Consider the following 20,317-nt stretch of genomic DNA (forward strand, 5'->3'; position numbering starts at 1 on the left):
GTAGGGCCGGCATCCCGGTGGAACCCCATCCCGCTTCGTGAGCGGGATGGGGTTTTTCCGTGCGCCCGGGCGGGCCTCAGGCCCAGCGCCGCCTCAGCCAGCCCAGGGCGGCGGCGGCCTCCCGCCGTTGGAACTCCCGGAGGGTCGGCATGTCCGCCGGTGCGGGCGTCCTCAGCGCCTCCGTCCACGAACCGGCGAGACCCGCGAGGACCGCGTCGACCGCTTCCGGCGGCACCTCCCGCAGGGAGTCGTGCAGGAGGTGCCCCTCCACGTCGCTGCGCGGGTCGCGCACGAGCACATCGAGCAGGTAGGTCACCGAGTCGAACCACGGCGCGCCGACCGAGGCCCACGGCCAGTCGGCCAGCCACACGCGCGAGCTGGCGTCGAGGAGGAGGTTGTCGGCACGGCAGTCGAGGTGCACCAGGTGCTCCCCCGCCGCTGCGCCAGGGAGCTGCGCCGAGGCGTCGCGCAGCCGGTCGAGGTGCGCGGTGACCCAGGGATCGAGCCCTCCCTTCGCCCCGGCCTCGCTCAGGCGCACCCAGCTCGTGGAGTCGGGCGTGAGCTCGTCCGGGAGGCGCGGCAGCAGCGAGGTGTCGGTGATGCGGGGCAGGTCGGCCAGCGCGTCGAGCACGACCGTCGTGTCGTCCGGCCCGGGGTGACGGCCGTCGACGTCCTCGAACGCCACGACGACCCAGTCGTCCTGCTCGACCGTCGCGACCACTCGGGGTGCCGACACCGACGCGGGCAGACCCCGGACGACCGCGGCCTCCCGCCGGTGCAGCTCATGGGTGACGGCGTTGCGCGATCGGCTCACCGACTTCGCGAAGACCCGTCGCCCGCTGCGGAGCACCAGCCGATCGGCGCTGCCGGAGGAGAACCCTCCCGACTGGCTCGCCGCCTCCTCGACCTGGTCGCCCAGCGCCTCCTCGAGTGCACGGCGCACCGTGGTGGGCACCTCTGCCCAAGTCGTCCTGGTCATGTCCGCTCCTCTCGGTGAGATGCCCGGAAAGGGACGACATGCCCTGGGGCCTCCGGATACGTCGTCCCTTTCCGGTGTTCCTCGCGCCTTCGCCGTCCCGTCCCGTGCCGTGCTCGCGCCTCCCCCGCTCGACGACGGTCAGCGGCGGGTCACTCGTCCGCGTCGGCCGCCCCGGCAGGACGCCGTCGTCGAAGGAGGCGGGCGAGCACTGTGCCCGCGATCCAGACGCCTGCGAGGACGACGAAGGCGACCCCCATCGGCTCCTCGAGCCGATCGGCGACGAACCAGAACAGGGCGCCGCCGACGAAGACCAGCAGCACGTTGGTCACGACCTCCCTGACGGACGGCCACGGCGACCGCTGCTCGACGACCTCACGCACCTCGACGGGTCGAGCCCTGGGCAGATCCGTCTCGTCGCGCATGGACCGAGGATGCCAGACGTCCGACTCTCTCCGCGTCCCCGCGAGGTGCGATCGCAGGCTGAGCAGGACTCCCCGCACGGACGCAGGGCCGTCACCGAACCGGGCGGCGTCCCTTCGTCGTGAGCCCGCAGCCTCAGCCCTCCCGGCGCAGCCAGAAGTCGACCGCCTCCGCCGACGGGCGCGACGTGACGGAGGTGACGTCGCCGAGTTCCAGGACGCTGTCGGGCGCCTCCTGCAGGGTCGGCCACCGTTCACGGTCGGCTCCGTTCGGATCGCCCCGCGTGGCGAAGTCGAGCCAGTACCCCGTCATCTCCGACTCGAGGCGACGGTCGACGCTCGTGTAGTCGATGTCCCCGTCGGCGCCGAGGTTGCCGTACGCGTACATCACCTCGGAGCCGTGGTAGGCGCCGAAGCGCTCGAGGTCCGGGTCCGGGGGGACGCGAGTGAAGTAGTAGGGATACACCGGCGACGTCCCCGAACTGGCGGCCGTCAGGCCCCACTTCCGCATCGGGGCGGTCATGGACTGGTCGGTGCCGGACCGGATCCGCGACTCGGTCACCTCCTCCTCGTCTCCTCCCGGGTACAGCGCGAGGAACTCGTCGGCGTCGTCCCCGTACTCGTCGCGGGCCTCCCGGGCCCACGTCGCCGGGTCCGGGTCGACCCCGCTGATCAGGTCGAGGGACGTCTCGTCGGCGTTGCTGCCGAGCAGCAGGGGGACGTCGTTCTGCAGCCCCGCCTCGTAGAGGGCCGACGGGGTGTCGGGCAGCACGGCGTCGCCGACGACGGGCCACCAGTGCGTCGCGAGGTCCGCGGCCGCCGCGGCCTTCGCGATGCGCTCGGCCGGCATCTCGCGCATCTCCGCCAGGGTCGCGCCGCCGAGTGCGTCGCTCAGGCCGCGAGCGGCCTCGCGGGCGTGCTCGGCGTCGTCGTACAGGTCGCCCCCGTCGCGGTCGCCCGCACTGCCCAGGCACCCCCCGCTCTCGCCGATCAGTCCGTGGACGAGGCCCGTGGCCAGGGGCGAGACGCCCAGGATGCACGCCGCCCCCGAGCCTGCCGACTCCCCCGCGACGGTGACCTGCCCCGGGTCCCCGCCGAACTCGCCGATGTTGTCGTGCACCCACTGCAGGGCGGCGAGCTGGTCGAGCAGGCCCTGGTTGCCGGGGGTGCTGCCGCCGAGTTCGTCGCCGGCCAAGGCTGTGCTGTCCAAGGCTGTGCTGTCCAAGAACCCGAACACCCCGAGGCGGTAGTTGATCGTGACGACGACGGCTCGGCCGGTGGAGGCCAGGGCGGTCCCGTCGTAGGCGGGCAGTGCGCCCGAGCCGGCGACGAACCCGCCGCCGTGCAGGTAGACGAGCACGGGCAGGGGCGCAGGAGGCGCCTCCGACGGTCTCCAGACGTTCAGCCGCAGGCTGTCCTCGTCGGTCGCGTACCCGCCCAGCAGCGTCTGCTCGAGCGGCAGGTCGAGCACGCGGGTCCCGGCCCGGGTGACGAAACTGGGCTCGGCCTGGACCACGGAGGTGCCGAAGTCGTCGGCGACGAGGGTCTCGGATCGTGCGGGGGCCGGCTGCGGCGCCTCCCACCTCAGGTCGCCGACCGGCGGGGCCGCGTAGGGGATGCCCGCGAAGGCGTCCACCCGGGCGCTCGCGTCGTGCACGCCGACCACGTCGCCCTGGGCGGTCGTCACGGGGTCCGTGTGGGGGCCGCCCAGGGTCCGGGTGCCGACGATCGGCCCCGCAGCCAGGGCCACGCCGCCGGTGAGGGCCGCCACCCCGACCCACGCTGCGCCGCGGACGAACCACCGTCGACGCCGCCACGTCCGCGAGAGGAGCGCGGCCGCCGCGACGGTCGCAGCGACGAACAGCCACCCCCACCACGGAGCCTGGTTCAGCCAGGCGACCACCGCGCCGACCAGCGCCACGGCTGCGGTCGGCAGCCACCACCTCCTGCCGTGCGATCTGCTGCCTGATCCGTCCTGCGTTCTCTTCGTCACCCTGATCCTCTCGATGCGGTCCGTACTCAATACGAACCGTACTCGATACGAACTGCACTCAACCTGGAGGGGGTGGGGGTCGGGGCGCATAGGCTCGTCCCGTGAACGACGGAGAAACCCCCTCGGTGCGGCGACGGACCGACACCCGGCGTCGCCTCCTCGGGGCTGCGGCCGACCTGTTCGAGGCGAGCGGCACGATCAGCCAGAGCGTCGAGGCCCTCTGCGCGCGGGCGGGCTTCACCCGCGGGGCCTTCTACTCGAACTTCACCAGCGTCGACCAGCTCTACCTCGCGTTGCACGAGGAGCAGGCGGGCCGGGTCTGGCACCGCCTGTGGGCGGCCCTGGAGGCGCAGATGTCAGGTGAGGGGCGGCAGGACTCCCTCGAGGAGGCGGTGGGCCACCTCCTGGACTCGCTGCCCGACAGCAGGGAGTGGTTCTCGCTGCGGTCGGTGCTGCTCGCACGGGCGGCGGCGGACCCCGTCTTCGCCGACCTGATGAGGATCGACGACGGCGCCGTCGCGGCCGAGCTGGGCGCTCGGTTCGTCGCCCTCGCCGCCGTCCACGGACGCGAGCCCGTCGTCGAGCCGGCCCTCCTGGCGAAGGCGGTGGTCGCCGCCCACGTGGGCGCGGTCGGCCAGGCGGCCGTCGATCCCGACGGCGTGCGGACGCAGGTCGTCGCGGTGACGGCGGTGATCCGCGGGCTGACGGTCGAGTCGGCTGCGCCGTAGGGCTCGCGGTGGGCGGCGGGCCCCGCGCACCGGGCGCCGCACCGCGTCACGCCCTTGCGCCGCTCCGCACCCTGCGCCTAGCATCGGCGCGTACCCCGTCGCGAGCCGCGACGTCGGCGCGGCCACCTCACCGGCCGACCGGACGGCTCGCGGACACGGGGGCTCCTCGCACGGAAGACGGCCCATTGCGCACCAGCACCGGTACTGCGTCCACGACGCAGCAGCTGCCCTCGCACTGACTCCGCCCGTGCCCGCCCGCTTACCCGGGCGAGGCCGACGCTCCCCCGCCTCCGGCCGGGAGCGCGGTGGTGTCGTGCGCCGACACCATCACCGGGAGCACCGTGCCCTCCACCCTCAGCACCACCACGCCCTCACCGTCCGTCGTCCTCACCGAGTGCTCGTTCGCCTGGCCCGACGGCGCCGTCGTCCTCGACCGGGTCACCACGGCCTTCGGGCGGGGCCGTACCGGCCTCGTCGGGGCCAACGGCGCCGGCAAGTCGACGCTCGTCCGCCTCGTCACGGGCGATCTCGCCCCCACCGGCGGGAGGGTCTCGACGACCGGACCGGTCGACCTGCTGCCGCAGCGCCTCCGTCGCGGACCCGACGACACCGTCGCCGACCTGCTCGGCATCCGCCCGCGGCTCGACGCCCTGCACGCGATCCTCGGCGGCGACCCCGATCCGCGCCACTTCGACGCCCTCGGCGACGACTGGGACCTCGAGGCCCGGGCCGCCGCCGCCCTCAGCGAGGTCGGGCTCGACCTCGACACCGGGGACCTGCTCCGTCCGGTCGCGACCCTGTCGGGCGGCCAGGCCGTCCTCACCGCCGTCACCGGCGTGCGGCTGCGCGACCGGCCCGTCGCCGTGCTCGACGAGCCGACGAACGACCTCGACCTCCGGTCGCGCGGGCTGCTGCTCGACCTCGTCGATCGCTGGCGCGGAACGCTCGTCGTCGTGAGCCACGACCGCGAGCTGCTCGAGCACGTCGACGAGATCGCCGAGCTGCGCGACGGCTCGATCCGCACCTCGGGAGGGACGTGGTCCGACTTCGAGCAGCGCCTGGCCGTCGAGCGGTCGGCTGCCGAGCGCGACCTGCGCGACGCCGATCAGCTGCTGCGCGCCGAGCGAAGGCAGCGCATCGAGGCCGAGACGACGATCGCGCGTCGAGCGCGGGCCGGGCGACGCTCGGCGGAGTCGATGCCCGCGATCATCGCCCACGCGAGGAGGAACAAGGCGGAAGCGACGGCGGGCCGGCTGCGCTCGGGGCACGGGGACGCGGAGGCGCGGGCCAGGGACCAGGTCGACGTCGCCTCACGAGCAGTGAGGGACGACGACGCCGTCCGGGTCGACCTGCCCGATCCGGCGATCCCGGCGGGGCGGCGCCTCGTGGAGCTGACCGTGCGGGGCAGGACCACCGTGCTGCAGGGGCCGGAGCGGATCGCGGTCGTCGGCGCGAACGGCACGGGCAAGACGACGCTGCTCGAGCAGCTCGTCGGCGTCCATGGCGTGAGGCCGCACCCCCTGCCCGCCACGGGGGCGACGTCGCTCACCGAACGGGTCGCCTGGCTGCCCCAGCGCCGCGACGGGCTGCTCGACGACGACGACACCGTCCTCGAGCACGTCGCCCGCGCCGCTCCCGCCGTGCCCGACCGTGAGCTTCGCAACGCCCTCGCGCGTCTCCTCGTCCGTGGCTCAGTCGTCGACCGGACGACGGCCACACTGTCCGGAGGAGAACGTTTCCGCGTGGCCCTCGCGGGCCTGGTGCTCGCCGACCCGGTCCCCCAGCTGCTCGTGCTCGACGAGCCGACGAACGACCTCGACATGGCGACCACCGACCACCTCGTCGACGTGCTCGCGGCCTGGCGCGGCGGCCTCGTGATCGTCAGCCACGACGAGAGGTTCCTCGACCGGCTCGGGCTGCACGCCCGCGTCGCCCTCGACTGACGGTGACGGGTCTAGCTGGGCATGTCCACGAACCGCGAGAACATGCCGTGGAAGGCCACGGTGATCGTGTCCGTCGGGCCGTTGCGGTGCTTGGCGACGATGAAGTCGGCCTCGCCCTGGCGCGGGTTGTCCTTCTCGTAGGCGGACTCGCGGTGCAGCAGGATGACCATGTCGGCGTCCTGCTCGAGCGAGCCGGACTCTCGCAGGTCGCTGATCGCGGGCTTCTTGTCGGCACGCTGCTCAGGGCCACGGTTCAGCTGCGACAGCGCGATGACCGGCACCTGCAGCTCCTTCGCCATCAGCTTGAGCGCACGCGAGAACTCCGAGACCTCCTGCTGACGGCTCTCGACACGCTTGCCCGAGGTCATCAGCTGCAGGTAGTCGATCACCACGAGCTTGAGGTTGTGCTGCTGCTTCAGCCGACGGCACTTCGCCCGGATCTCGACCAGCGTCATGTTGGGGGAGTCGTCGATGAACAGGGGCGCGTCGTTGATGCGACCGCGCACCTGCGCGATGTTGGTCCAGTCGCGCGCGTCGACGGTGCCCTTGCGCATGTTCTGCAGCGGCACGCTCGACTCGGCCGACATCAGGCGCATCGCGATCTCGCTGCGCCCCATCTCGAGCGAGAAGAAGACCGAGGCCTGGCCGTGCTTGATCGACGCCGCCCGCGCGAGGTCGAGCGCCAGCGTCGACTTGCCGAGCGCCGGTCGCGCCGCCACGATGATCAGCTGCCCGGGGTGGAACCCGTTGGTCAGCGCGTCCAGCTGCGCGAAGCCGGTGGGCACGCCGGTCATCTGCCCGTCACGGCCCTTGGCCGCCTCGATCTCGTCGATCGCGACCGTCACGGCCTCGTTCAGGGGCACGTAGTCCTCGGTCTGGACTCCCCCGGCGACGTTGTAGACCTCGGCCTGCGCGTTGTTGACCAGGTCGACGACCTCGCCCTCGCTCGCGTAGCCCATCTGCACGATGCGGGTGCCGGCCTCGACCAGGCGCCGCAGCACCGCCTTCTCGGCGACGATCGACGCGTAGTAGCCGGCGTTGGCGGCCGTGGGCACGACGCCGGTGAGCGTGTGGAGGTACTCCGCGCCTCCTGCCCTCGACAGGTCGCCCGACTTCATCAGCTCGTCGCTGACCGTGATGACGTCGGTGGGCTCGCCGTGCGAGTACAGGCCGAGGATGGCGTCGTAGATGACCTCGTGCTTCGGCACGTAGAAGTCCATGCCGCGGACGGTCTCGATGACGTCGGCCACCGCGTCCTTGCTCAGCAGCATGCCGCCGATGGTGCTCTGCTCGGCCAGCAGGTCGTGCGGGGGCACCCGGTCCATGCCCGTGCCCATGCCGCCGCGGTCGCTGCGCGGCTGCCGGTCGCTGTCGCCGGAGGTGCCGCTCGCGATACCGAGGTGAGCGATCGACATGGGACCTCCTGCAGGGTGTTCGGGTGCGTGCCGGACGGCGACGGACGTCGTCCAGGACGGTTCTACAGCGAGCGACCGACATCCCCGTGCCGAGCCCCCGCGACCCCCGTCTGGCGAGCGCGGTACACCTTATGGACACCTAGTTCTCCACAGCAAATGCACCTGTGGATAACTCTGGGGAGAACCGGTGAGAAACGCCGGGGGTGCTTGTTGACAACTGTGGATCGTCCTGTGGACAAACAGATACTTCGCAGCGACTTGGGCATTCTGACCTGGGCTTTATTTTCCCGCAGCCTGTGTGTAGAAAGTTCCTTGAACCGTGGGTTGAGAGTCCCGATTTGACATCCGGCTGTGCACAGACAAGTTGACAAGGAGGCGCGGCACCCGGTACGAGCGCAGGTCGCGTTCAGCTTGACGTAACCCCCTGTTCGGGGGCTGTTCGCCGTTTCCTGCGGGACCCTCGTGGACCGCCTCGTGCCCTCCGTGTGGCCTTCCGGACGAGATGACGCGGCACGCGGAGGCATCTTGTCCGGAACGGGGCATCGAGGCCCGCGCGCAGAGGAGTCGGCCCTGTCGAGCCCACCCTGAGCCGGCTGACGCGCCCTGGGCACGCAGAAGAGCGGCGACCCCCGAGGGGGCCGCCGCTCTGCTGTGCTGCGGTGGTGCTGGCTGCTGACGCAGCGCGGGACTACTTCGCGCTGACCACCGTGAGGGTGATCGTCGCGACGACGTCCTCGCGCAGGCGCAGGGTCGCCTCGTGGTCGCCCACGAGCTTGATCGCGGTCGGGATCTCGACCTTGCGCTTGTCGATGGTCGCGACGCCCTGGGCGTTGACCGCGTCCGCGACGTCGCCGGGACGGACGGAGCCGAACAGGCGGCCGTCGGCACCGGTCTTGACCGTGAGGCGGATCTTCTGGGCCTCGAGGCGGGCCTTGAGGTCGTGCGCCTCCTCGATGGTCTTGAGCTCGCGGGTCTCGCGGGCGGTGCGGATCTGCTCGACCTGCTTCTCGCCACCACGCGACCACGCCACGGCGAAGCCCTGGGGGACGAGGTAGTTGCGGGCGTAGCCGTTCTTGACGTCGACGACGTCACCGGCCGAGCCGAGGCCGGAGACCTCGTGCGTGAGGATCACTTTGGACATGGTTGCTCTCTCTTCCGTTCGCCGCTGATCAGCGGCCGGAGCCGGCGTAGGGGAGGAGCGCCATCTCGCGGGCGTTCTTCACGGCACGGGCGATGAGGCGCTGCTCCTGGACGGAGACGCCGGTGATGCGACGGGCGCGGATCTTTCCACGCTCCGAGATGAACTTGCGGAGGGTCGCGACGTCCTTGTAGTCGATGACGCCGACGCGGATCGCCTTCGCGGGAGCGGCGTTCTTGCCGCCCTTGCCGCGGAGGGGCTTGCGGCGGTCGCCGCTGCTCTTTCCAGCCATTGTTTTTCTGCTTTCGAGTTCAGATGAAGAAGAAGTGAGGTGCGACGAGGCCTAGAAAGGCGTCTCGTCGTTGTAGGTGCCGCCGCCGCCGGGGGTGTTCCAGACGTCGCCGCCCTGGGAACCGCCGCCCTGCTGGCCGCCGCCCTGAGCCGGTGCGGACTGGCCCCACGGCTCGGACTGCTGGCCGCCGCCGACCTGGCCCTGCTGGCCGCCGCCGCGGTTGCCCCCGAAGGAGCCACCGCCGCCGCCGCCTTCGCGAGACGAGGCCGCACGCGTGACCTGAGCGGTCGCGTAGCGGAGCGAGGGGCCGATCTCGTCGACGTCGAGCTCGAAGCTGGTGCGCTTCTCGCCCTCTTTCGTCTCGTAGCTGCGCTGCTTCAGACGGCCCTGCACGATGACGCGCGAGCCCTTCGTCAGCGACGACGCCACGTGCTCGGCGAACTCGCGCCAGACGCTGGCACGGAGGAAGAGCGCCTCGCCGTCCTTCCACTCGTTGGACGCGCGGTCCAACGTGCGGGGGGTCGACGCGATGGTGAAGTTCGCGACCGCGAGCCCGTTCTGCGTGTAGCGCAGCTCGGGGTCACTGGTGAGGTTGCCCACCACTGTGATGACGGTCTCGCCTGCCATCGGCTACTCGGCAGCCTTCGGTGCGGCGGGCGCAGCGGGAGCGGCAGGGGTCGCGGAGCCGGCAGGCGTCGCGGCACCGGCGGAGGCCGGTGCAGCAGCGGCGGCCGGAGCAGCGGCGGGAGCCTTGGCGGCCTTGCGGGCAGCCTTCTCGTCCGAGAGCTTCTTGGCCTCGGCGACCATCGCGATGGCCTCCTCGGCGCGCAGCACCTTGGTGCGGAGCACGGCCTCGGAGAGACCCAGCTGACGGTCGAGCTCGACCGTGGCGGCCGAGTTCGAGGTCATGTTGACGACGGCGTAGATGCCCTCGGTCTTCTTCTTGATCTCGTAGGCGAGACGACGACGACCCCAGATGTCGATGTTGTCGATCGTGCCGCCGTCGTTGCGGATGACGTTGAGGAACTTGTCCAAGCTCGGGGCGACGGTGCGCTCATCGATCTCGGGGTCCAGGATGACCATCAGTTCGTACTGGTGCATGACTAACCCACCTCCTTCGGACTTCGCGGCTACAGACGTTCTGCAGCAGGAGGGTGTTCATGACGTCGCGCCCGCCCGGGGGCAGACGCAACCTTCCCAGCGTAGCCGGTCGCCCCGCCTCGCACAATGCCGGGCTAGTGGCCAGCGACCAGCGCACGACGATCAGCCCGGCGCCCGGGCAGCCCGGCGCCCGATCAGCGAGGCGACCGATCAGCGAGGCGTCCCGCGCCCGCCCTCGCCGGGGTCGTCCTCGAGCGTGGCCGTCGCCAGCTCCTGGGCCCTGGCCAGCGCCTCCTCGACCGTCGTCGTGCCGAGGAACATCTCGTCGAGCACCGGGTCGACGACCGGCTCGGCGTCGCCCCAGATGCCGGTCGGGGCCGGGATCGAGCGCCCCGACGAGACGACGTCGAAGAACGGCGCCACGTCGACGCCCTGGTCCGACCAGTGCTCGTAGTAGGCGGCCTGGGCGCCGAGCACGGCGGGCACGGCCGCTCCCTCGGCGCCGATGTAGCGCGAGCCGTCGGTCGAGCCGAGCCAGGCGAGCACCCGCGCCGTGGCGTCGAGGTGGGGCGTGTGGGCGTTGCCTGCCGCGACGATGCCGTTCGACACGCTGACCCGGCCCTCGGGGCCGGCGGGCATGCGCGCGACGCCCCAGGTGAAGTCGGACCCGGCCGCGACCGGCGCCAGGCTGTACAGCCCCGACTGGAACAGCGCCATGTGGCCGGAGGTGAACTGGTCGCGGCTGTAGTCCGGGTCGGCGTTGGTGAGCGACGCCGGGGGAGCGACCCGGTGCTGCTGCACCAGGTCGACCACGTACTGGAACGCGGCCTGCGCCTCCGGCGTGTCCAGCTCGAAGGAGGTGCCCGTCGCGTCCTCGAGGCTCGCCCCGTTCGACCCGAGGTAGTCGAGCCAGATCGCCTGCAGGTCCTCGCCGGCGTTGTAGCCGTACTGCACCGGCGTGCCGTCGAAGGCGGGGTCGGCGGCGCTGCGGCCCTGCGCGTCGCGGGTCAGCTGCTCGAGCACCGGCAGCAGGGTGTCGCCCTCGCCGCCGCCGGGCGCCCAGGTCAGCTCGTCGAGCGCGGCGGGGTCGATTCCCGCCGCGGCGAGCAGGTCGGCGTTGTAGTAGAGCGCGACGCCGCCGTCGCTGAGCTGGGGCACGCCCCAGAGCCGGCCGTCGAGCGTGTACTGCTCGGTGACCTCGGGGCTCCAGGCGCGGTGCGCCGAGGCGCCGAGCACTCGGTCGACGTCGAGCAGGTCGCCCGCCTCGGCCTGGTCGGCGTAGGCGGCGCTGTTCAGCCAGTAGACGTCGGGGGCGCTGCCGTCGTCGACGTCCGACTCGAGGTCGGCGGCGTACTCGGCGTAGGGCACCACCTCGACGTCCACGTCGATCGTCGGGTTGTCGCGCTCGAAGGTCGCGAACGACTTCTCGTAGCCGGCGGCCACGCCCTCGTCCCAGAGCCGCACGGTGACGGTCGTCCGACCGTCACGGCCGGGCGACGCCGTCGCGCCCTCGGACGAGTGGGAGGCGCCGAAGGCGGCGATGCCCGCCGCGGAGCCGGCGACCACGACGACGCAGACGGCGGCGGCGATCGTGACGGAGCTGGGTCGGGTGCGCACGACCCGACAGTACGGCCTAGGAGGCGCGCGCCGCCCACCAGGCCAGCAGCCGGTCGGTCGCGACCTCGCTGCCGAGGGGCCCCTCCTCGGTGCGCAGCTCGAGCAGGAACCGGTACGCCTCGCCGACCTCGCGGCCGGGGGAGATGCCGAGCACGCGCTGGATGTCGTCGCCGTCGAGGTCGGGACGGAGCGAGTCGAGCGCCTCGCGCTCGCGCAGGTCGGCGATGCGGGCCTCGAGGTCGTCGTAGGCGAAGCCGAGCCGGTCGGCCTTGCGCTTGTTGCGCGTCGTCACGTCGGCACGGGTCAGCATGTGCAGGCGCTCGAGCTCGTCGCCGGCGTCGCGGACGTAGCGGCGCACCGCCGAGTCGGTCCAGGCGCCCTCGGTGTACCCGAAGAAGCGGAGGTGCAGCTCGATCAGGCGGGACACGGCCTTGGTCGTGTCGTTGTCGAACCGGAGGGCGCGCAGGCGCTTCCGGGCCAGCTTCGACCCGACGACGTCGTGGTGGTGGAACGTCACGACCCCGCCCGGCTCGAGCCTGCGGGTGTCGGGCTTGCCGCAGTCGTGCAGCAGCGCGGCGAGCCGGAGGGTCAGGTCGGGAGCCTCGCCCGGGTGCCGCTCGCGCTCGTAGCCGATGGCCTGGTCGAGCACCGTGAGGCTGTGCTCGTAGACGTCCTTGTGGTGGTGGTGCTCGTCGATCTCGAGGCGCATCGCCGCGAGCTCGGGCAGGACGTGGTCGGCGAGGCCCGTGTCGACCATCAGCCGGATGCCGTCGCGGGGCGTGTCGGTGCGGAGCAGCTTCGAGAGCTCGTCGGCGACGCGCTCGACCGAGACGATCGACAGGGTGGAGGCGCGGGCCGAGATCGCCTCGCGCACCTCGTCCGACACGGAGAAGCCGAGCTGCGCGACGAAGCGTGCGGCGCGCATCATGCGGAGCGGGTCGTCGCGGAACGAGTCGACGGCGCTGCCCGGCGTCGCGAGACGACCGGCCAGCAGGTCCTCCACGCCGCCCGACGGGTCGACGAGCACCCGCTCGGGCAGTCGCAGCGCCATCGCGTTGACGGTGAAGTCGCGCCGCACGAGGTCGCCCTCGAGGGTGTCGCCGAACTCGACGACGGGCTTGCGGGTCTCGCCGTCGTAGACGTCGCTGCGGTACGTCGTGATCTCGACGACCTCGCCGTCGACGCGGGCGGCGATGGTGCCGAACTGGCGGCCGACGTCCCAGTGCGCCTCGGCGAGGGGCACGACGATCTCGAGGATCTCGTCGGGGGAGGCGTCGGTGGTGAAGTCGAGGTCGTTGACCCGGCGGCCGAGGAACGCGTCGCGGACGGGGCCGCCGACGAGGGCGAGCTCGTGGCCGGCCGCGGCGAACGCGGCGGCGAGCTTCTCGATGCGGGGAGCGGCGGCCAGTCGGTCCAGTCGCTCGACTGCGGAGGCGACGGTGTCCATGACCGACCACTTTGCCACAGTGCGCCCGGCGCACCGGGCGGCGGGCGCCTCCTCCCCAGGGCTGAGGCCGTCCGTCGTCGGTCGCGTCCCGGGGCGCCCACCGCGACCGCATGGTCTCGATTGCCTAGACTCGGCATGCTCGTCGGCCGTCCCGCGCCGGCCGCACCCTGCCTATGAGACGACTCCACGCCCTGCTCGCCGCGCTGACGGCGGTGTTCGTCGTGGTCGTCGGGCTCGGCCTCGGGTCGTCGGGCTCGTCGCCCGCCCGCGCGGCCGCCGCCGCCTCGAGTGCTCCCGACGACGCCGTCACGCTCTCGCTGGCGCCCGCCGAGTCGGGCGTGCTCGTGCCGGACCGCGACCTCGTGCTCGACGTCGTCGTCACGAACGCGACCGAGGACGACCTGGCGGCCTCCGTCGCCCGCATCTACCTCGACCGGCAGGCCTTCGTCACCCGCGCCAAGCTCGCCGGCTGGCTCTCGCCCGCCTCGACGAGCGGGAGCGACTACCTCGGCACCTCCCTGACGCGCGTCGACGTGCCCGAGGTCCCGTCGGGGCAGTCGCGCACCGTCGGCTCCGTGACCGTGCCGGCCGCGACCGTCGCGCTCGGCGGCTACGGCTGGGGCGCTCGGGCGCTCGGGGCCCGCCTGGTCGACGACGACGGGGCCCAGCTCGCCCAGGCGCGCAGCAGCGTCTCGTGGTTCCCGGCCGAGAGCTTCCAGGCGACGAAGGTCGCCGTGGCCGTGCCGATCACGACGCCCGAGACCGAGAACGGGGTGCTCGACGCGAGCGCCCTCTCGGCGTACACCTCGATCGACGGCACCCTGACGCGGCAGCTGAGGGCCGTGCAGGGCACGCAGGCCGCGGTGGCCGTCGACCCCATGATCATCGCCTCCGTCCGGCTGCTCGGCACCTCGGCACCGCCCTCCGCCCTCGACTGGCTCGACCAGCTGCTGCGGTCGGGCCTCGAGATGTTCCCGCTCGCGTACGCCGACGCCGACGTCGCAGGCCTGAGCCAGGGAGGCGCGACGCCGATCCCGACGCCCGTCTCGTTCGACGCCCTGATCGACCCGACGCTGTTCGCCGAGCCGACGCCGAGCGGCACGCCCGAGCCGTCGTCGAGCGGCACGTCCGACCCCTCGGCCGTCGAGCCGCCCGCCGAGGGCAGCACCGGGGGCACCGGCACCGACGGCACGGGAGGGACCGGCACCGGAGGCACCGGCACCGGCCAGGCGGACGACCCCTCGGCCGCACCTCCCCTGCCCACCACCGAGTCGCTGCTGAGCTGGCCCTGGTCGACCACCGGCGTCGCGTGGCCCGAGGCCGACACGGTCGTCGCCGCCGACCTCGACGTCCTGGCCGCCAGCGGGTACACCTCGACGATCCTGTCCAGCTCGAACGTCGAGGTCTCGACCGGGGCGACCGAGAACGCGGCGACGCAGCTCGGGGCCACCGCGGGGCTCGTCTCGGACGACACGCTCTCGACGCTCCTCTCGGAGGCGGCCGGCGCCTCCGACGACGCGGCCTGGGCCACGGCGATGGCCGAGCTCTCCGCCAGCGTCGCCACCGTCGCCCGCGAGCGTCCGAGCGACGCCCGCACGCTCCTCGCCACGCTCGGTCGCGGCTGGTCGCCCGACAGCGCCTACCTGACGCGGACGCTGGCAGCGCTGCGCGACCTCCCGTGGTCCGCCGAGAGCACCCTGCAGGAGGCGGTGGCCAGCGCCCCGACCGCCGCCACCGTCGTCGACGAGCCCGAGGACGACGCGCGCGCCGCCCTGATGCGCACCCTCGCGACAGCCGACCGCCGCGTCTCCGACTTCTCCACCGCGCTCGCCCAGCCCCAGACGGTGACCGCCCCCTCGCGCCTGCGGACCCTCGCCCTCGCGTCGCACTCCTGGCGTGCGAACCCCGACGGCCTCGCCGCCGAGGTCGCCGACGCCGACGCCGAGTCGGTCGCCACGTCGGGTCTCGTCTCGATCGTGCAGGGCAGCGACCTCTCCATCCTCGGCGACCGCACCTCCCTGCCGCTCTACGTGCAGAACTCGACCTCGTCGGCGGCCACCGTCTACCTGATGGTGCAGCCGTCGAACTCGCTGCTGTCGGTCGAGGAGAACCGCATCGAGGTGACCGTCGCCTCCGACTCGCAGGCCCGTGTCCGCGTCCCGGTGCAGTCCGTCGCCAACGGGACCGTCGACGTGTCGCTCAGCCTCGTCAGCGCGACCGGGGTCGCCATCTCGACGCCGTCCACCGTGTCCATCTCGGTGCAGGCCGGCTGGGAGACCGCGATCACGTGGGTGTTCGCCGTCGGGTTCCTGGTGCTGTTCGGCGGCGGGATCTACCGGACGTTCCGCAAGCGGCGTCTCGCTCGCGAGGAGGCCGCGGCAGGGACGTCCGCCGGTGCGGACGGTGCCGCAGGAGCCGCCGGCAGCGACACCACCGAGACCGGTGTCAGACCTGACACCACCGAGACGGGTGTCACTTCGTGAGCGCACAGCAGGCCGGCCTGGGCCGGGCGAGCGTGCTGCTCGCCTCGGGCACGATGGTGTCCCGGGTGCTCGGCTTCGTCAAGACCGCCGTGCTCGCCGCGGCGATCGGCCAGTCGGCCAGCCGGGCGGCCGACTCGTTCGCCCTCGCGAACCAGCTGCCGAACAACATCTACGCCCTCATCGCGGGCGGCCTGCTGAGCGCGGTGCTCGTGCCGCAGATCGTGCGTGCCGCCACCCAGGACGACGACGGCGGCCAGCGGTTCATCAACAAGATCGTGACGCTCGGCACCATCGTCTTCGCGGCGGTCGGCCTGGTCGGCACGCTGCTCGCGCCCCTGCTCGTGCGGCTCTACGCCCAACAGGCAGGGTCGACCGGTCAAGGTGGTTACACGTCCGACGCGATCGCCCTCGCCACGGCGTTCGCCTACTGGTGCCTGCCCCAGATCTTCTTCTACGCGATGTACTCGCTGCTCAGCGAGGTGCTCAACGCCCGCCAGGTCTTCGGGCCGTTCACCTGGGCCCCGGTCATCAACAACGTCGTCGCCATCGCCGGCCTGGTCGTCTTCATGGTGCTCTTCGGCGGATCGGCAGAGAACTCGGTCGTCGACGTCTGGACCCCCGGCCGCATCACCGTGCTCGCCGGCACGGCGAGCCTCGGCGTCCTGGCACAGGCAGGGTTCCTGCTGCTGTTCTGGCGACGTGCGGGGCTGTCGTTCCGTCCCGACTTCCGCTGGCGCGGCGTCGGCCTCGGGGCGACCGGCAAGGCCGCCGGCTGGCTCTTCGGGATGGTGCTCGTGACCCAGCTCGCCGGCCTCGTGCAGAGCCGCGTCGCGTCCGAGGGCAGCGGCACGGGCGCCTCGAACGCCGTGCTCGCCAACTCGTGGCTGCTGTTCATGCTGCCCCACGGCATCGTCGCCGTCTCGATCGCGACCGCCTACTTCACGCGCATGAGCGGGCACGCCTCGCGCGGCGACCTGCGTGCGGTGCGCACCGACCTGTCGCAGTCGCTCCGCACCATCGGCATGTTCATGGTCTTCGCGACGGTGGCCATGTGCGTCGTGGCCTACCCGTTCGCGAGCTTCTTCGAGAGCACCTTCACCGGGGCGAGCCAGATGGCGCAGGTCATCCTCGGCTTCATGCCCGGGCTCGTGCTCTTCAGCGTCCTGTTCGTCGTGCAGCGCGTCTTCTTCGCCCTGCACGACCAGCGCACGCCGTTCTTCATGCAGATCGTCCAGTCGGGCATCTTCGTCGTCGGCACGCTGATGTCGTCGGCGGTCGTGCCCGACGAGCTCATCGCCGTGGCCATCGCGATCACCACCTCGATCGCCGGCTCGGCCCAGACGATCGTCGCCCTCGTGCTCGTGAAGCGCCGGCTCGGCGGCATCGACGGTCGGTGGGTGCTGCGCCGTTACCTGCAGTTCGCCTTCTTCTCGCTGGTCGCCGGTGCCGTCGGGCTCGCCGTCGTGACCGTGCTGGGTGGTTTCACCCCCGACGGCTTCGCCCACTCGGGCCGCATCGCCGGCATCCTGACCGTCGTCGTCGCCGGGCTCGTCATGGCCGCGGTGTACCTCGGCCTCCTCGCGCTGATCCGCCTGCCCGAGCTGACCGACCTGACCGCCCCGGTGATCCGCCGGGTGCGCCCGCTGGCAGCGCGCCTCCTGCGTCGCTGACCCTGTCGCCGAGCCGGTCGCGACAGGCTGGCAGGCTGGTCGCCGAGCCGGTCGCCGACCGGCTGGCAGGCCGGTCGCTGAGCGCCGTCTGCGAGCCCCGGACCGACGGAATGCCCCGACCCTAGGATGTGTTGCACCAGACGGTCGAGCGAGGGCGAGACGGGCAGACCGCCCGCAGTCCCTCTCCCGTCATCCACGAACGTCACTGAGGAAGGTGCCATGCGCCAGATCATCATCATCGGCTCCGGACCCGCCGGCTACACGGCGGGCATCTACGCGGCGCGCGCCGGTCTCGAGCCGCTGATCGTGGCGAGCTCGGTCGAGGCGGGCGGCGAGCTCATGAAGACCACCGAGGTCGAGAACTTCCCCGGCTTCCCCGACGGCATCCAGGGCCCCGAGCTCATGTTCAAGCTGCAGGAGCAGGCCGAGAAGTTCGGCGCCGAGGTCCTGCTCGACGACGTCACCAGCGTCGACCTGACGGGCGACGTCAAGAAGGTCACGCTCGGCAGCGGCACCGTCGAGGAGGCGCTGACCGTGATCTTCGCGACCGGCAGCGCGTACCGCAAGCTCGGCCTGCCCGACGAGGAGCGCCTCAGCGGCCGCGGCGTCAGCTGGTGCGCCACCTGCGACGGCTTCTTCTTCAAGCAGAAGGAGATCGCGGTCGTGGGAGGCGGCGACTCGGCCATGGAGGAGGCGACGTTCCTGACGCGCTTCGCCTCGAAGGTCTACGTCATCCACCGCTCCGAGACGCTGCGCGCCTCGAAGATCATGCAGGACCGCGCGCAGGGCAACGACAAGATCGAGTTCCTGTTCAACAAGCAGGTCACGGCGATCCTCGGCGACGAGAAGGCCACGGGCGTGCAGCTGACCGACACGGTCGACGGCAGCACGAGCGACCTCGACCTCGACGGCCTCTTCATCGCCATCGGCAACGACCCCCGCGTGCACCTCGTGCACGGCCAGGTCGACCTCACCTCGAGCGGCACCATCGCCGTCGAGGGCCGCAGCTCGAAGACCAACCTCCGCGGCGTCTTCGCAGCGGGCGACGTCGTCGACGACACCTACCGCCAGGCGGCCACCGCGGCCGGCTCCGGAGTCGTCGCCGCGCTCGACGCCGAGCACTTCCTGGCGAGCCTCGACCAGACCTTTCTAGCCGAGAACACCGAGGGCGCCGCCGAGGGCATCGACACCGCCGAGTCGGTCGCCCCGGAGCCCGTCTCCGCCTGACCTGCGACCGCGGGTCGACGACGTCGGCCCGCACGCACGACCACACGAACCCCCTGACGAAAGGAACCACCATGAGCAGCGCCAAGGCAGTCACCGACGCCTCCTTCGAGGCCGACGTCCTCAAGTCCGACAAGACGATCCTGGTCGACTTCTGGGCCGAGTGGTGCGGCCCGTGCCGCGCGGTCTCGCCGATCCTCGACCAGATCGCGGCCGAGAACGCTGACAAGATCGAGATCGTCAAGCTCAACGTCGACGACAACCCGCAGACCGCCATGCAATACCAGATCACGTCGATCCCGGCGATGAAGGTCTACAAGGGCGGCCAGGTCGTCAAGACCGTCATCGGCGCCAAGCCGAAGCCGGCCCTCGAGGCCGACCTGGCGGAGTTCCTCGCGTAGGTCGACCCCGCGTCGACGCACCGCCCGAGAGCCCGCCCAGCACCCGCTGGGCGGGCTCTCGCCGTCTCCGGGCCGCTCCGGGCATATCCTGAACCGCACCACCTCTGACCGACAGGGACGCACATGACCGACAAGGGCACCAACCTCGACCCGTGGTACGACTCGTACGCCGACCGCACGGCCGGCCTGAGCGCCTCCGAGGTCCGAGCCCTCTTCGCCGTCGCCAGCCGACCCGAGGTCGTCTCCCTGGCCGGCGGCATGCCGTTCGTCTCCGCCCTGCCGCGCGAACTCGTCACCGGGGCGATCGACCGCGTGATGTCGCAGAACGGCGGGGCGATGGCCCTGCAGTACGGCTCCGGGCAGGGCACCCCGGCCATCCGGGAGCACATCATGCAGATCATGGCGATGGAGGGAATCCGGGGCAGCGCCGACGACGTCGTCGTGACCACCGGCTCCCAGCAGGCCCTCGACCTGGTGACCCGGCTGTTCGTCAACCCGGGCGACGTCGTGCTGGCCGAGTCGCCCAGCTACGTGGGCGCCCTGGGCGTCTTCAAGGCCTACCAGGCCGACGTCTCGCACGTCACGACCGACGCCGAGGGCCTCGTGCCGGAGGCGCTGCGAGAGACGATCGCGCGGGTCAGGTCCGAGGGCCGCACCATCAAGTTCCTCTACACGATCCCCAACTTCCACAACCCGGCCGGCGTGACGCTGACCTGGGCCCGCCGGCTCGAGATCCTCGAGATCTGCCGCGACGCCGGGATCCTCGTCCTCGAGGACAACCCGTACGGCCTCCTGTACTTCGACCAGCCGGCCCCCCAGGCGATGCGCTCGGTCGACGACGAGGGCGTCATCTACCTCGGCTCGTTCTCCAAGACGCTCGCGCCCGGCTTCCGCGTCGGCTGGGCCCTCGCCCCGCACGCCATCCGCGAGAAGCTCATCCTCGCCAACGAGTCCGCGACGCTCTCGCCGAACTCGTTCGGCCAGTTCGTCATCACCGAGTACCTCGACCAGGCCGACTGGCGCGGTCAGATCGAGTCGTTCCGCGGCCTCTACCGCGAGCGTCGGGACGCCATGATCTCGGCGCTGGGGGAGTACCTCCCGTCGCTCAGCTGGACCGTGCCCGACGGGGGCTTCTTCGTCTGGGTCACCCTGCCCGACGAGCTCGACTCGAAGGCGATGCTGCCCCGTGCCGTCAAGGAGCTCGTCGCGTACACGCCCGGCACGGCGTTCTTCGCCGACGGCGGTGGCCGCCAGAACATCCGGCTGTCGTTCTGCTACCCGACGCCCGAGTCGATCCGGACCGGGATCGCCCGGCTCGCGACCGTGGTCAACGGCGAGCTCGACCTCCTCGCGACGTTCTCCGGTGCCCGGCTCGGCTCGCCGCTGACGATGCGCACCGGTGTGTCGACGCCGCCGCCGAACACCAACTGATCAGCACTTAAGACGTAACGCCGCCACGGGACGACC

At 71.9% G+C, this 20,317-nt stretch carries 16 protein-coding genes and 1 pseudogene; 7 read left to right on the top strand and 10 right to left on the bottom strand.

Annotated features, from left to right (window positions below; genetic code table 11):
• Nucleotides 1–76: 76 nt before the first annotated feature.
• The 3 genes from IFT90_RS00005 to IFT90_RS00015 form a co-directional block, all read right to left on the bottom strand.
• On the bottom strand, nt 77–979 hold the full coding sequence (locus tag IFT90_RS00005; RefSeq protein ID WP_192040475.1) for a phosphotransferase: 903 nt from the start codon (nt 977–979) through the stop codon (nt 77–79).
• A gap of 149 nt (nt 980–1,128) precedes the next feature.
• Entirely contained in the window at nt 1,129–1,401 is a 273-nt protein-coding gene (locus tag IFT90_RS00010) for a hypothetical protein (protein WP_192040476.1), read from the bottom strand.
• A 133-nt stretch (nt 1,402–1,534) separates the two neighbouring features.
• On the bottom strand, nt 1,535–3,391 hold the full coding sequence (locus IFT90_RS00015) for a carboxylesterase family protein (RefSeq protein ID WP_199861616.1): 1,857 nt from the start codon (nt 3,389–3,391) through the stop codon (nt 1,535–1,537).
• Between the two features lie 101 nt (nt 3,392–3,492).
• Between IFT90_RS00015 and IFT90_RS00020 the strand changes: the two genes are divergently transcribed.
• Nucleotides 3,493–4,119: a TetR family transcriptional regulator gene (locus IFT90_RS00020; protein ID WP_192040478.1), complete on the top strand. Its 627-nt coding sequence runs from the start codon at nt 3,493–3,495 to the stop codon at nt 4,117–4,119.
• Nucleotides 4,120–4,460: 341 nt separating this feature from the next.
• On the top strand, nt 4,461–6,062 hold the full coding sequence (locus IFT90_RS00025; RefSeq protein ID WP_192040479.1) for an ATP-binding cassette domain-containing protein: 1,602 nt from the start codon (nt 4,461–4,463) through the stop codon (nt 6,060–6,062).
• 11 nt (nt 6,063–6,073) lie between these two features.
• On the opposite strand, the gene dnaB is transcribed toward IFT90_RS00025, so the two are convergent.
• From dnaB to IFT90_RS00060, 7 genes and pseudogenes are all read right to left on the bottom strand, one after another.
• The gene (gene dnaB / locus IFT90_RS00030) at nt 6,074–7,477 is read right to left on the bottom strand and encodes a replicative DNA helicase (RefSeq protein ID WP_192040480.1); all 1,404 of its coding nucleotides are present in this window, start codon (nt 7,475–7,477) and stop codon (nt 6,074–6,076) included.
• 688 nt (nt 7,478–8,165) lie between these two features.
• Nucleotides 8,166–8,618, bottom strand: coding sequence for a 50S ribosomal protein L9 (gene rplI, locus IFT90_RS00035; RefSeq protein WP_123547383.1), 453 nt, complete (start codon nt 8,616–8,618; stop codon nt 8,166–8,168).
• Between the two features lie 28 nt (nt 8,619–8,646).
• Nucleotides 8,647–8,907 (bottom strand): 30S ribosomal protein S18, encoded by a 261-nt coding sequence (rpsR, locus tag IFT90_RS00040; protein ID WP_055964231.1) that lies wholly within the window; start codon nt 8,905–8,907, stop codon nt 8,647–8,649.
• A 51-nt stretch (nt 8,908–8,958) separates the two neighbouring features.
• Nucleotides 8,959–9,534 carry a single-stranded DNA-binding protein gene (locus IFT90_RS00045; RefSeq protein ID WP_192040481.1) on the bottom strand — a complete coding sequence of 192 codons (576 nt, stop codon included), beginning with the start codon at nt 9,532–9,534 and terminating at the stop codon, nt 8,959–8,961.
• Nucleotides 9,535–9,645: 111 nt separating this feature from the next.
• Nucleotides 9,646–10,008: pseudogene (rpsF, locus tag IFT90_RS00050) on the bottom strand (30S ribosomal protein S6); the annotation flags it as partial.
• A 210-nt stretch (nt 10,009–10,218) separates the two neighbouring features.
• A complete protein-coding gene (locus IFT90_RS00055; protein WP_192040482.1) occupies nt 10,219–11,625 on the bottom strand; it encodes a sugar ABC transporter substrate-binding protein in 1,407 nt (468 codons plus the stop codon).
• Between the two features lie 16 nt (nt 11,626–11,641).
• A complete protein-coding gene (locus IFT90_RS00060) occupies nt 11,642–13,072 on the bottom strand; it encodes a CCA tRNA nucleotidyltransferase (RefSeq protein WP_192040483.1) in 1,431 nt (476 codons plus the stop codon).
• A gap of 173 nt (nt 13,073–13,245) precedes the next feature.
• Between IFT90_RS00060 and IFT90_RS00065 the strand changes: the two genes are divergently transcribed.
• The 5 genes from IFT90_RS00065 to IFT90_RS00085 all read left to right on the top strand — a co-directional run bounded on the left by IFT90_RS00065 (nt 13,246) and on the right by IFT90_RS00085 (nt 20,281).
• Entirely contained in the window at nt 13,246–15,555 is a 2,310-nt protein-coding gene (locus tag IFT90_RS00065) for a DUF6049 family protein (RefSeq protein ID WP_192040484.1), read from the top strand.
• Nucleotides 15,552–17,225, top strand: a complete 1,674-nt coding sequence (gene murJ / locus IFT90_RS00070; protein ID WP_371741097.1) for a murein biosynthesis integral membrane protein MurJ — start codon at nt 15,552–15,554, stop codon at nt 17,223–17,225. The genes IFT90_RS00065 and murJ overlap by 4 nt, the downstream gene beginning before the upstream one ends.
• A gap of 219 nt (nt 17,226–17,444) precedes the next feature.
• Entirely contained in the window at nt 17,445–18,452 is a 1,008-nt protein-coding gene (gene trxB / locus IFT90_RS00075) for a thioredoxin-disulfide reductase (protein WP_192040485.1), read from the top strand.
• 71 nt (nt 18,453–18,523) lie between these two features.
• The gene (trxA, locus tag IFT90_RS00080; RefSeq protein ID WP_123547390.1) at nt 18,524–18,850 is read left to right on the top strand and encodes a thioredoxin; all 327 of its coding nucleotides are present in this window, start codon (nt 18,524–18,526) and stop codon (nt 18,848–18,850) included.
• A gap of 123 nt (nt 18,851–18,973) precedes the next feature.
• On the top strand, nt 18,974–20,281 hold the full coding sequence (locus IFT90_RS00085; protein WP_192040486.1) for a PLP-dependent aminotransferase family protein: 1,308 nt from the start codon (nt 18,974–18,976) through the stop codon (nt 20,279–20,281).
• The last annotated feature ends 36 nt before the right edge of the window (nt 20,282–20,317 follow it).

Origin of the sequence: Frigoribacterium sp. CFBP 8766 (assembly GCF_014841435.1) — a bacterium.
Classification (GTDB): Bacteria; Actinomycetota; Actinomycetes; order Actinomycetales; family Microbacteriaceae; genus Frigoribacterium.

What these genes read in the sequence shown, in the direction of transcription:
- trxA (WP_123547390.1), top strand. Translation starts at nt 18,524, where the DNA reads ATGAGCAGCGCCAAGGCAGTCACCGACGCCTCCTTCGAGGCCGACGTC.
- IFT90_RS00060 (WP_192040483.1), bottom strand. Translation starts at nt 13,072, where the DNA reads ATGGACACCGTCGCCTCCGCAGTCGAGCGACTGGACCGACTGGCCGCC.
- trxB (WP_192040485.1), top strand. Translation starts at nt 17,445, where the DNA reads ATGCGCCAGATCATCATCATCGGCTCCGGACCCGCCGGCTACACGGCG.
- IFT90_RS00045 (WP_192040481.1), bottom strand. Translation starts at nt 9,534, where the DNA reads ATGGCAGGCGAGACCGTCATCACAGTGGTGGGCAACCTCACCAGTGAC.
- IFT90_RS00010 (WP_192040476.1), bottom strand. Translation starts at nt 1,401, where the DNA reads ATGCGCGACGAGACGGATCTGCCCAGGGCTCGACCCGTCGAGGTGCGT.
- IFT90_RS00065 (WP_192040484.1), top strand. Translation starts at nt 13,246, where the DNA reads ATGAGACGACTCCACGCCCTGCTCGCCGCGCTGACGGCGGTGTTCGTC.
- IFT90_RS00005 (WP_192040475.1), bottom strand. Translation starts at nt 979, where the DNA reads ATGACCAGGACGACTTGGGCAGAGGTGCCCACCACGGTGCGCCGTGCA.
- dnaB (WP_192040480.1), bottom strand. Translation starts at nt 7,477, where the DNA reads ATGTCGATCGCTCACCTCGGTATCGCGAGCGGCACCTCCGGCGACAGC.
- rpsR (WP_055964231.1), bottom strand. Translation starts at nt 8,907, where the DNA reads ATGGCTGGAAAGAGCAGCGGCGACCGCCGCAAGCCCCTCCGCGGCAAG.
- IFT90_RS00085 (WP_192040486.1), top strand. Translation starts at nt 18,974, where the DNA reads ATGACCGACAAGGGCACCAACCTCGACCCGTGGTACGACTCGTACGCC.
- rplI (WP_123547383.1), bottom strand. Translation starts at nt 8,618, where the DNA reads ATGTCCAAAGTGATCCTCACGCACGAGGTCTCCGGCCTCGGCTCGGCC.